The 11,917-nt window shown below is 68.6% G+C and carries 8 protein-coding genes and 2 pseudogenes; 3 read left to right on the forward strand and 7 right to left on the reverse strand.

From position 1 onward, the window contains the following. Positions 1–175: 175 nt before the first annotated feature. The 6 genes and pseudogenes from ACWEK3_RS40995 to ACWEK3_RS41020 all read right to left on the reverse strand — a co-directional run bounded on the left by ACWEK3_RS40995 (position 176) and on the right by ACWEK3_RS41020 (position 8,322). Positions 176–3,028 carry an InlB B-repeat-containing protein gene (locus tag ACWEK3_RS40995; protein ID WP_453252126.1) on the reverse strand — a complete coding sequence of 951 codons (2,853 nt, stop codon included), beginning with the start codon at positions 3,026–3,028 and terminating at the stop codon, positions 176–178. A 6-nt stretch (positions 3,029–3,034) separates the two neighbouring features. After that, entirely contained in the window at positions 3,035–5,122 is a 2,088-nt protein-coding gene (locus tag ACWEK3_RS41000) for an alkaline phosphatase family protein (protein WP_453252127.1), read from the reverse strand. A 579-nt stretch (positions 5,123–5,701) separates the two neighbouring features. Next, positions 5,702–5,929, reverse strand: a pseudogene (locus tag ACWEK3_RS41005) (PhoU domain-containing protein); the annotation flags it as partial. A 39-nt stretch (positions 5,930–5,968) separates the two neighbouring features. Further along, positions 5,969–6,808 carry an ABC transporter permease gene (locus ACWEK3_RS41010; protein WP_453252128.1) on the reverse strand — a complete coding sequence of 280 codons (840 nt, stop codon included), beginning with the start codon at positions 6,806–6,808 and terminating at the stop codon, positions 5,969–5,971. Continuing rightward, a complete protein-coding gene (locus ACWEK3_RS41015) occupies positions 6,805–7,815 on the reverse strand; it encodes an ABC transporter ATP-binding protein (RefSeq protein WP_453252129.1) in 1,011 nt (336 codons plus the stop codon). The genes ACWEK3_RS41010 and ACWEK3_RS41015 overlap by 4 nt, the downstream gene beginning before the upstream one ends. A 51-nt stretch (positions 7,816–7,866) precedes the next feature. Further along, entirely contained in the window at positions 7,867–8,322 is a 456-nt protein-coding gene (locus ACWEK3_RS41020; RefSeq protein WP_450542191.1) for a MarR family winged helix-turn-helix transcriptional regulator, read from the reverse strand. A 348-nt stretch (positions 8,323–8,670) separates the two neighbouring features. Here ACWEK3_RS41020 and ACWEK3_RS41025 point away from each other — a divergent pair, with 348 nt between their 5' ends. The 3 genes and pseudogenes from ACWEK3_RS41025 to ACWEK3_RS41035 all read left to right on the forward strand — a co-directional run. Beyond that, positions 8,671–9,945 carry a COG4705 family protein gene (locus ACWEK3_RS41025; RefSeq protein WP_450542193.1) on the forward strand — a complete coding sequence of 425 codons (1,275 nt, stop codon included), beginning with the start codon at positions 8,671–8,673 and terminating at the stop codon, positions 9,943–9,945. 193 nt (positions 9,946–10,138) lie between these two features. Continuing rightward, on the forward strand, positions 10,139–10,315 hold the full coding sequence (locus tag ACWEK3_RS41030; RefSeq protein ID WP_453252130.1) for a hypothetical protein: 177 nt from the start codon (positions 10,139–10,141) through the stop codon (positions 10,313–10,315). Positions 10,316–10,354: 39 nt separating this feature from the next. Further along, positions 10,355–10,654 (forward strand): annotated as a pseudogene (locus ACWEK3_RS41035) (transposase); the annotation flags it as partial. 249 nt (positions 10,655–10,903) lie between these two features. Here the strand turns inward: ACWEK3_RS41035 and ACWEK3_RS41040 are convergent. Further along, positions 10,904–11,917: RNA-guided endonuclease InsQ/TnpB family protein (locus ACWEK3_RS41040; protein ID WP_453252131.1), on the reverse strand; the 1,014-nt coding region annotated here is incomplete at its 5' end.

Here is an 11,917-nt window from a genome sequence, read left to right on the forward strand (position 1 = left end):
TCACCCGCCAGGCCAACGCCCTCGGACTCACCGTCCGCTTCGAACCCATCGGAGCCTGAGGACGCCACCCTGACTGCTTCTATTTTCGGACCAGACCCTCGATTGCGTATCGGCAGGTCCGGGTGGAGTGGGGGGCGTACCCGCGGGCTACGCCCCCCACTTCGAGGGTTGGTGGTTAGTGGGATGTGGCAGTGATGCGGAAGGTGGTTACTACTGCGGCGTGGTCGCTGGGCCAGGAGTTGGCTGACGGGTTGGTCGCCGACGGGCGGCCGACGAAGAGGGCGTCGGAGGAGATCGGTTCCAGGCCGCCGGAGGTGGTGTAGTCGACGTAGTCGATCCGGTCCTGCGGCTCCGGCTTCCCGTTGGCGTTGGTGTTGACGACCGGCGACCAGGTGATGCCGGGCCTGGCGCTCGGGTCCGGGTTCGCGGTCCGGTAGGAGTCCAGCAGGCCTGCCGTGCGGAACACAACGGGAACCGGCCAGTCGAGCGCACCCGCCTTGCAGTGGGACGCTGACGTGGCGATGGTCCAGTCGGTCCCGGACGGAGACGCCAGGTCGCCGAGCAGGATGACCGGCGTACCCGATCGAAGGTCGGTGGCCATGGCCTTGGCGACAGCCTGCGCCTGGGCGTACCGGGTCGTCGACGTCTCCTTGGCGACTACGGACGCGACGTCTGTGCCGTCGAAGCAGTTGCTGTACGGACCGTAGTTCGATTCGTCAAGGTGGACGTCCCAGATCCGTACCGGCTTGCCGCCGACGCTGACCGTCTCCGCGGCAGCCGGAGCCGAGGCGGTCGGGAAGACTGTCGTCGTACCGGGAGTCATCGGGTACGACGACACGATGCCGAGATCACCAATTCCGTGCACGGACCATCCCAGGGCGGCGCCGACGGACTGCGCCATCGGATAGCCGCCGTCCTGGAAGCCGATGACTCCGACACCGCGAGCGGCGATGACAGCGAGGTTCTTGCCCATCGCATCAGTGACCTTGCTGCCCGCGTTCCAGGCGTTCCACGTTGCCGCCTTGAAGTCCGGCGACGTGTTGGGGGCCGCGACCGGCACCTCGACCAGGATCGTCGAGGTCGTACCGCCGCTCGTGGCCGAGACCGTGATCTCTCCGGCATTCTTCTGCCGGCGGTCCGGCGCGGTTCCGGTGACGGTGCCGTCGGTGGTCACGTCGAGCCACGCATCACCCGAGACCTTGGTGAACGAGGTCGGCGCCGCGCCGTTCCACAAGCCCAGCAGCGGCTGGCTGACGGCCCCAGAGGTGGGTACCGCGGGAACCTTGAACGTATCGGTGACGAAGCCCTTGGGCAGGCTCGGCCAGTTGCCGGCCTGAACGGAGAGCTTGACCCACTGGGCGTACAGAGTGACGACTCCACCGTTCTCGGCGGTCAGGTTCTTCACAGATGCCAGGTCGCTGTACACGACCGCTCCGGTCGGTGTCGTGCTCCAGCCGGCGAAGCGGTAGTTGTCCCGGACGAAACCGTTGGGCGCCAGCGCGGCCGCGGTGTCGTAGGTGAACGAACTGGCGTCCGTCGTACCGGCCTCAGCGCCGTTGCCGTCAAAGACGACCTTGTACGTGTTGGCCTCGAAACGCGGCACGACCACGACATCGGCCGTCGGCATGGTGAAGCTGCCCGCAGCGTCGATGGTGAGACCGGAGGGCGTCGACACCTGCCAGTCGTTGAAGTGGTAGCCCGTCGCGGCCGATGGGGTGAGCTTGACGGAGTCACCGGGTGCGGCCGAGCGGACCGACGGCGTACCGCTTCCATGGTCGGCGTCATCGATCGATACGAGGTACTGCCCGTGTGCGCGCCAGCGGGCGTACAGCGTGATCGACGCACCATCGGTCGGGACACGGTCGGTGAATTCAGCGCCATCGGCGTAGACGACAGGTCCGACGGGGCTGGTGGCCCAGCCGGCGAAGTCGGAGCCGCTCAGGGTGTAGCCATTGGCGCTCAGCGGCGCGGCAACGTCGTACTGGACTGGCTGGTCGGCCATGGTCCCGCCATCGGCGCCGTTGCCGTCGAAGTGCACGGTCGCCGAGTCAGGGACGAACGTTGCTTCCACGGCCACCGCCGCGTTCGGCATGGTGAAGGTGCCGTCGGCCGCGATCGTCAGGTCGCTCGGGCTGGTCACGTGCCAACCGGCGAACTTGTAGCCGCTGTCAGCTGTCGCGGTCAGCGTGACCTCGTCGCCCGGCGTCACCGCGCTGGACGATGCCGAGGCGGTGCCATGGCCGGAGGACGTCACGCTCACCGTGTTGGTCGGGTGGACGATGTTGATGATGAGGGGCGATCCGATGATCGTGTGCCCGTCGTCGTAGAGCAGGCAGACGGAGTACGATCCGACGGTCATGCCGGTGAAGGTCAGCGTGCCGCCGGCGACGGGTGACGAGCCGGCCGGCGGGTAGTTGTGCGTACCGGTCTGGGTGTACTGCCAGTAAGTCGATCCCATGCCGCAGGTCGTCTTGCCGCGGTACCAGCCGACCCAGTTGCTCGTGCTCAGCTGATCGGCGGGCGCCTTGTAGGAAAGGGATACCGGAGTACCCACCACGGCGGTCGTCTGTGACGTGGCGAGCGAGGCGTTCACCACGGTCATGGTGATCTTCGAGCCGATGACCGTGTAGCCGTCGTTGTAGAGGAAGTAGACCTCGTAGGTTCCAGCAGCCACGCCCGGGAACTCGAGGGTGCCGCTGGCGATCGCCGTACCAGGCACGGTCTGGCTGTTGGTCGCCGTGTACACCCAGTACGTCGACCCGACCTGACCCGGCTTCTGACCGGGCTTGTAGAAGCCGATCCAGTTGGTGCGGGAGACCCGGTCGGCCGGGGCGGAGTAGCTGAAGGTGATCGGGGCACCGGCGGCCACTGTCGTGGTCGGGGTGCTCAGGGCCGGAGTGGCCTCGGCAGCAGACGCCGACGCGACCGGCGCGACGGGCGCGGCCGGTGCCGCGACCAGCAGTGCGACGAGGAGCGCGACCACCGCCGCCACCGCGGCGGCGACGCGGGTGCGAAGCGTGCGGATCATCGGGACTCAGTCCTTTCCGATCGTCGCGACGCGGCCGGCGTACCGCTGGGTCCAGCCAGTGCCGGTGTCAGCGGTGATGACGAGGTCGTAGTACCCGTCCTTCGTCGGCCAGGGGACGACCTTGGACTTGCCGCCATTGAGGTGAACGACCTGGGTACCGCCGAGGTAGTCGTGCGCGCTCAGCTCGTAGCGCACCGGCTCGGTGCCGTCGTTGTACAGCGTGACCTTGACCTTGCCCTCCTCGCCGTTCTCGGCCATCTTCAGGTCGACGTCGACACGCGGGATGCCGAGATCCCGCTGGCCCGCGGGCACGAGCTGTCCGGCGAACGAGCGCACGAATCCGTCGTTGCAGTAGATCGAGAACGCGTACTTGCCGTCCGTGGTCGAGCTGTCCCAGGTGTACTCGCGCGGCGCGCTCGCACTGACGGTGAACGGCGTACTGGAGAACGCCCGGTACTTGTCCGGGAAGGCCTGGAAGCTCACGGCCTTGCCGTCGGGACCACCGGCCAGAGTCATGGTGGCGGTGACCTTGCCCGTGACCCGGTCCTCGGACAGCGTGGCGTGCGGGTGGAACGAGAGCGGCCGCGGCTTCATGTGGTCGGCAGGGACCGACACCGGCTGCTCGTCGACCGGATTCGGGAAGGTCACCGGGTCGACCTGCGGATGCGCGAAGTCGAGCGCGCTGCTCAGGTCGCCGGCGATCGAACGCCGCCACTCGGTGATGTTGGGGCAGGTGAACGGCTTGCCGAGGTAGGCGGCCCACTTCTCCAGGAACTTGATCGGCGAGACGTGGTCGAAGACCTCCGAGGCGACGTAGCCGCCGCGAGTCCATGGCGAGACGAGCAGCATCGGCACGCGCGGACCGAAGCCGAGCGGGTAGGAGCCGGCGTACTCGCCTGCCGTACCCGCCTCAGGCCACGGCGGCAGCACGTGGTCGAACTTCCCGTCGTTCTCGTCGTAGTTGAGGATGAAGAGCGTGTGGTTCCAGATCTCGGGGTTGCCCTGCAGGATGTCGATCACCCGCTTGACGTAGCGCTCACCGTGCAGGGTGTCGGCGGACGGGTGCTCACTCCAGCCGTACGGCGCAACGATCCAGGAGACTGCGGGCAGCGGGAACTCGGCACCCGGCTGGCACGCGTCATGGAAGTCCTTCAGGACGACGTCGAGGTTCTGCTCGGAGTCGTTGTTCGGCGAGGACATGCCGGAGTAGTACGTGCAGTTGCCGCGCCAGATCAGTCCGGTGCCGGGCTGCAGCTTCGGGTCGTCGGGGCTGAGCCCCTTCGGGTCGAACCCCTTGAAGTACTTCAGCTCGTTGTCGCCGTAGTCGCCGACCCAGCTGCTGATGTAGCCCTGCCGCCCGTTGCCGCTGTTGTCCGAGTAAAGGCGCCAGTCGATACCGACCTCCTGGAGCTGCTCGGGCACGGTGATCCACGGACGGCTGTAGTTGGACTCGTCCGTGTTGCCGGTCTCGGTGTTGGCGGTACCACTCCACAGGTACTTGCGGTTGGGGTCGGTCGGCCCAAACTCGGAGCAGAAGTTCTGGTCGCAGATCGTGTACTGCGCGGCCATCGAGTGGTAGAAGCTCATGTGGCCGCCGGAGTGGTAGTTCATGCAGCTGGCGCCGTTGTGCTGCACCCACAGGTCCCACTTGCGGTGGTTGACGTCACCCCACGGCCCGTGGTCGTTGCCCCAGGGACCGTCGTCGACCTTCGGCGTGACGATCTTCCCGGTGCCGTCCTTCTGCTGGAAGACGTTCGTGCCGTCCTGGAAGGCGAGCGCCTGCTTGTCGCCGAAGCCGCGGACGCCGGGGAACTGGCCGAAGTAGTGGTCGAAGGACCGGTTTTCTTGCATCAGGATCACGACGTGCTTGAGGTCGGACATGTCGCCGTGGAAGCCCGTGGGCAGGACATACTCGTCCGAGCTGTCGGCGAATGCCCGGCCGGCCGGCCCGGCGAGCCCGCCGAGGGCCAGGGCGCCGGCGGCGAGGCCCGCGCCCTGCAGTACGCGGCGCCGGGTGACGCCGGGGACCTGCCCGGCGCTGTCGCCTGGCGCAGGCGCAGGCGCAGGTGACGGGGCGGTTCGGTCGGTGGCCATCGATGGAGTCTCCTCCGGACGGGCGGACAGGAATCTGGCGACCGTCACGCAATCGATCGGACCGAAACACCACCTGAACACGGCCGGGCCGTCTCCTTTACGTCCCATGTCACTCCCAGGGCCCGGCTGTTGGCCTCGCCGCGTTCAACGACGCCGCGACTGTGACCCTCACGCCGGTGCCCACGTCAGTCCCAGCGCGGCGAGCTTGTCGGGGCCGAGTTTGGCCCGCCTGGTCTTGGTGTTCGACAAAAACACGCTCGGCGTGTACGGCCGCGGCCGGGTGTGTGACCGGATCGATGACCCAGCCGGGATTGTTGGCCGGGAGCACACATCCCGGCGGCATGTTGTGGATGTTCGCAGTTCGCAGCGTCGCAGCGAGCTGCGAACGTCCTGTTCTCGAATGCGGAGTGGGAGAGGACCTCCCGGATCACGGACTGCAGCGACGGCTCCAGCTTCTCGGTGACGACCTGTCGTAGTCGACGCCGTCGACCGGCCGTACGTGCTCCGGGGCGCGCGCACCCACACCCGGTAGTCAGCCGCCTCGACACCGCCGTCCTGCTGGTGAAGAGGCGTTGTCTGAGGTGCGCGGTATTCCCAATCGTCGGCGTGTTCGCCGGTGATCGGGAAGATCACGTGGCGGGTGACGGAGACGGCGTGGTCGGCGAACCGTTCGTCGGAGCGGCTGAGCAGGGTGACGTCGACCGCGGTCTCTACTCCGTGATGCCAGCGGTCGTTCATCAGGTGCTGGAATATCGAGCGGCGCAGTTCGTGGATCCGGTCGTCGTCCTCCAGGGCCCTGCCGGCGCTGCCGCGGTGATTCCGGTATTCACTGCGGCAGGAGCGGTGTCAGGTCTGCACCCGCCGGGTGAAGCGGCGCAGGGCGAGGTAGCCCAGAGCGGCGGTGCCGAGGGTGAGGGCGGTGAGGTAGGCCCAGGTGGGCATGTGGCCGGTGGAGGGCGTGAGGTTGGCGCGGAGGCCCTCGCTCATGTAGACGAGCGGGTTGGCCAGGGTCAGGACCTGGACCCAGCGGATCGGGTGCAGAGCGGTCCACGGGTAGTAGACGCAGCCCAGCATGGTGGCGGCGGCCAGGAGCAGACCGAGCAGCGGCCCGAAGGCGGAGGCGTCGACCGCGGTTCCGAGCAGCAGTCCGAGGGTGGAGGCGAGCAGCGCGCTGAGTACCAGTGTGGTCAGCAGCAGGGGCCAGTTGTCGATGTGGGCTCGGGGCGCGTTGCCGGGGGCGTGGACGAGCCAGACGATCGGGACGACGACGAGGGTCGAGACGAGGCCGAAGACCGCGGATGAGGTGATCTTCTGCAGGCCCAGGGCCCAGACGGGCAGGGGCGCCAGGGCGCGGTCGGTGATCTCGCGGCCGGGGCCGAGTTCGGCGGCCAGGGGCCCGGTGACGGACATGATGCTCTGCAGCGTGAGGGTGCTGGCGATCAGGCCGGGCAGCAGGATCGTGGAGAACGAGGTCGCGCCGCCCAGTCCGCTGCCGATGCTGGGCATGACGTAGGCGAAGGCGAAGGTGAACAGCAGCGGCTGGAGGCCGACCTGGAGGAGCAGTGCGGGCAGGTTGCGGCCCAGGACGTGGAGGTCGCGCGTGGTCAGCGCGCGGTAGGCGTGCCAGGCGGCCCGGCGGGACGACAGTGGGCCGGGGGTGGCGGCGAGGGGGTTCGCGGTGGTCATGGCGTGTAGTCACGTCCGGTCAGGGTGAGGAAGGCGGTCTGCAGGCTGGGGGGTGTGGTGGTGGCGTCGCGGAGGGTGAGGCCGGCCGCGCTGCCGATTCGCAGCAGGTGGCCCAGGACGCCGTCGGGATGCGTGGTGCGAACCCGTACGGTCGGGCCGTCGACGGCCACGTCGTGGGCGCCGCCGGGGATGCTGTGGAGAGTGTCGGTGGCCGGGGTGGCATCGCCGTCGTAGTGGACGGTGATGACCGTCTGCGCTCCGCTGGACGCCTTGATCGCCCCGGGGGTGTCGCAGGCGAGTAGGTGCCCGTGGTCGATGACGGCCAGGCGCTGGCACAGGGCCTCGGCCTCGTCGAGGTAGTGGGTGGTCAGCACCACGGTCTGGCCGGTCTCGTGGAGGCTTGCGATGATCCGCCAGAGGTCCTCGCGCGCCTGCGGGTCGACGCCCGCGGTGGGTTCGTCGAGGAAGAGCACCTCCGGCAGGTGCATCAGGGCCCGGCCGATCATGACGCGGCGGGCCTGGCCGCCGGAGAGCTGGTGGGTTTTGGCGCCGGCCTTGTCGGCGAGGCCGAATTGCTCCAGCAGTTCGAGCGCGCGGCGGCGGGCAGCTGGGGCGGGCATGCCGAAGTAGCGGCCGCGGAAGGCGAGGTTGTCCGCGACGGTGAGCGCGCGGTCCAGGGTGTTGGCCTGGGAGACCACTCCGATGCGGGACTTCACGCCGACCGGGTCGGCACTCACCTCGTACCCGGCGACCCACGCTTTTCCGGCGCTGGGCGCGACCAGGGTGGTGAGCATGCCGATGGTGGTGGACTTGCCGGCGCCGTTGGTGCCGAGCAGGCCGAAGAACTCTCCCTGGTGGGCCGTCAGGTCCAGGCCGTCCACGGCGACAAGGCCGTCCTGCGCGCGCGGATAGACCTTACGCAGGCCCTCCGTACGGATGGCTGTCGGGGCGTGGGCCGTGGTGGCGGCCGGGGCGAGGGGCGGTGCGGGGGCGGGGGTTGGATTCATGTGGGTGCTCCAAGGTGCGGATGAGACATCCGTCGGGAGGCGTGCCGGAGGTTATGGGGCGAGGGTGTGGCCGGGCAGGCCGGTGCCGCCCAGGTGGGTCAGCAGCGCGGACAGTCGGCCGATGTCCTCCTTGCTCCACGGGGGTGCGGCGAAGATCTCGGCGGCGATCTGCTCCGCCGTGGCGAGCATGTCCGTCAGGCGTGCGCGGCCGGTGTCGGTCAGCGCGGCGTAGGCCACCCGGCCGTCACGGGCGTCCGTCTCGCGCGTCACCAGCCCGATCCGCTCCAGCGGCGCCAGCCCCCGGGTCACCCCGGAGGCAGTCAGACCCAGCGCCTCGGCCAGGTCCACCCGGCGCATCCGGCCGCCGGGCGCCTGCCCCAGACGCAGCAGCATCGTGAAGTCGGCCAGGCTCACCCCGTGCAGCCCTCCCAGACTCGCGTCGAACCGCTTCACCAGGGCCGTCTGGGCCCTCACGAGACGCAGCGACGCGTCCAGCGCATCACTCATTGCCACCTCCTTGACTGCTCAAGCATATCAGGAGCTTGAGCAGTCAAGGATTTGTTTAGTTGCTGGCCGGACGGAGCCCTTGGACAGGAGCTTGGGGTACGGGGGTCCCGCGACCGAGGTGTGGCCCTGAGTGTCGTCTCCCTGCTGCGATGCTCACCGGGATGAGCACTGCCCGGCCAGGATTGCGTGGCGAGGAACGCTCGACGGCCGGGTGAAGTCCGCGCAGCTGGAGGATTCAGAGGTTCTTCCGGGCCGCGGCGCGGCGCTGCACGTCGAGGTGACATTCCCCACGCCACAGGCGACTACGTGGTCAGGTTGTGTACAGGTTGGTCGAGCCACCCTCGTTGCATGACAACGACAAGCGAGGTACGCACGCGCAGCCGGCGGCTCCTGCTGAACAAGGTTCCCGAGGTCACCATCTGGTTCTGGGTGATCAAGATCCTGTGCACGACCGTCGGTGAGAGTTTCGCCGACTGGATCAATACGCAGCTGGGCGTCGGCCTGGTGAACACGGCCTGGATCTTCACCGCGGTCTTCGTGGTGGTTCTGGGCGTCCAGCTGCGGCTGAAGCGGTACGTCCCATTCCCGTACTGGCTCACCGTGGTCGTTGTCAGCGTCACGGGCACGCTGTACACCGACATCTTGACCGACCAGCTCAACGTGCCGCTGTGGATCAGCTCCGCCGTGTTCTCGGTCCTGCTCGCTGTGGTCTTCGGCGTGTGGTGGCTGCGCGAGCGCACCCTCTCGATCCACTCGGTCACGACGCTGCCGCGTGAGTCGTTCTACTGGCTCACCGTCCTCGTCACCTTCGCGCTCGGCACCGCGACCGGCGACTGGACCCTCGAGCTCACCGGCTGGAGCCCGGGAGTCTCAGTCCTGTTGCCGCTCGGCCTCATCGTGGCGATCACGCTGTTGTGGAAGTTCGGCGCGAACCCGGTGCTGTCCTTCTGGCTCACCTACATCTTGACCCGCCCGCTGGGTGCCAACATCGGCGACTGGCTCGCCTCCCCGAAGGTCGCTCAGAACCCGGGCGACCCCACCGGTCTTGCGCTGGGCACCTTCACCACCAGCCTGATCTTCCTCGGCCTGATCCTGGCGACTGTCATCTACCTGACGGTGACGCGCTCCGACGTGACCGAGACCTACGAGGCCACGCACGCCCCGCAGGTCACCGCCAACCCGCGCCGGGAGCGCATCGCGCTGGCCGGCTTCGGCCTTCTCGCCGTCGCCACCGGGGGCCTGCTGGTCTGGGCTCACAGCCAACCGCACGTCGGCCCGGCGCCCGAGACCGACACCACCTCCGCCGTTCAACTGGCCCCTGGCCAGGCTGTGAAGAACTTCCCTCCCGCGAAGGTCGACGCACTGAGGGCACTCGCATCGACCTCGCTCAGGGACACACGGTCGGGGAACGCGACCGGGGCCCACGCCGCTGCCCAGTCCCTGCGTGATCTCTGGGATGCCGACCAGGCCTCGCTGCAGCCGCTGGACAACACCGGCTGGACGTCCGTCGACGCCCAGATGGACCGCGTCCTGAAGACCTTCGGCATCGACCACCCGAACCCGCCGATGTCGCCGGCACAACAGGAAGCTGAACTCAACACCCTCCTTGCGGCTATACGCTGACAGACCTGATCGGCGCCGGGATCGCAGTCGCCGTCGGCGCGCTGCAACCCTCAGCGACGAGGCAGGGAGAGCAGTCGCCGGCCTTGACGGGCCCAGGTATGGCCAGCGCACCGAGCGGCTGCGCTGGGCCCTGGCCGCGGTCGGTCTTGCCCTGGCCGGCCGGGCCGGAGCCCGGCCGACTGCCGTCCTCGGCGTGGCTGTCAGCCGGAGCACGGTGTTGCGCCTGGTCGACGCTCTGCCTGAGCCGGAGGTGCCGGCGCCGCGGGTGGCCGGCGTCGATGAGTACGCCACCCGCAAGGGCCGCCACTACGGCACCGTCCCGGTGGACGCCGAAACCCGCCGCAGGATTGACCTGCTCCCGGATCGGTAGGCATCCAGCCCGGCAGCCTGGCTCGCCCAGCGGCCAGGCGTCGAGGTCGTCTGCCGGGACCGAGCGCCGTTCTTCGCTGAAGGCGCCACAGCCGGAGCGCCGCAGGCGGTCCAGGTCGCGGACCGGTGGCATCTCTGGCACAACCTGACCGAGGCCGCTGAGCGGAGCGTCGCCCAGCACCGCCGCTGCCTGAGCGCTCTGACTCCCGCAGCACCTCAACCCGCGCACCGTAGGTGTGGCCGCACCGCTCGCCCTTGCCCACGGATTCCGGCGGAAATGCGCAGTTGTCCGGCCCCGCGGCTATCGGAGGCCATCTCGTTTACGCTTGCTGCGCCGTAGTGCGCGACGCTGCTTTCCTGGCAGGGTGGCGGCCAACTCGCCCGCCAGGGAGGCGTCGCGGCAATCGCCGTCCTGGCTGCCCCGGCACCACCACACCGGTGGGCCGGCCGCGTCCGTTTCGCCCTGGTCCCAGTTGTCAGTGGTCCCTGCGGGACGAGGGTGCATTCCGATCTTGTGTTCCGAGCAGATCGGCCAGACCCCCGCCAGAGCAACTCCTTGACTTCTCCCCCTCCTGAAGGAGGGGGATTCTCACGGCTCGCGCTGTGAGGTTTTCTGCTTCGTCGCCGACTGCCCGTCCGGAGTTCTCCGTTGAGGTCTTACACCGGCTCCACAGACCGACACCGCCAGCCCGGCGGCCAGGAGGTTCTTCGCCGCGTTCGCATCCCGGTCATGGGTCGCCCCGCAGACACACGTCCAGGTACGGACGCTCAGCGGCATGCTCTCGGCGAGGGCACCGCAGGCGGAGCACAGCCTGGAGGACGGGAAGAAGCGGTCGACCGCGATCACTTCCCGCCCGTACCAGGCGGCCTTGTACTCCAGAAGGCTCCTGAACCGAGACCACGCCGCATCACTGATGCAGCGGGCCAGGCTCCGGTTCCTGACCATGTTGCGCACGGTCAGGTCCTCGATCACGAGCGTTTGGTTGTCACACACGAGTCGAGTGGTCAGCTTGTGCAGGTGATCACGCCTGCGGTCGGCGATCCGGGCGTGGATCTTCGCGACCTTCAGCCGGGCTTTGTACCGGTTGGCGCCGTCGCCCCTGGCCTTGCGGGACAGCTCCCGCTGGGCCCTGGCCAGGCGGGCGCGGTCCTTGCGTTCGTGCCTCGGGTTGGCGATCTTCTCACCGGTCGAGAGGGTCAGCAGGTGGTCCAGCCCCACGTCAATCCCCACCGCCGCGTCCGCAGCCGGCAGCGGGCGCACGCTGGGGTCCTCGCACAGCATCGACACGAACCAGCGCCCCGCGCTGTCCTGGGAGACGGTCACCGTCGACGGGGATACGCCCTCAGGCAGGGGCCGGGACCAGACGATGTCCAGCGGCCGGTCCATCTTCGCCAGCGTCAGCCGCCCGTTCCGGATCCGGAACCCGCTGGTGGTGTACTCCGCGCTCCTGCGCGACTTCTTGCGCGACTTGAACCGCGGGTACTTGGCCCGCTTGCCGAAGAAGCCTGCGAACGCCGCCTGCAAGTGCCGCAGCGCCTGCTGAAGCGGCACCGCGGACACCTCCCCCAAGTAGGCCAGTTCCTCGGTCTTCTTCCATTCAGT

The sequence above is a fragment of the Streptomyces sp. NPDC004721 genome (assembly GCF_053601495.1).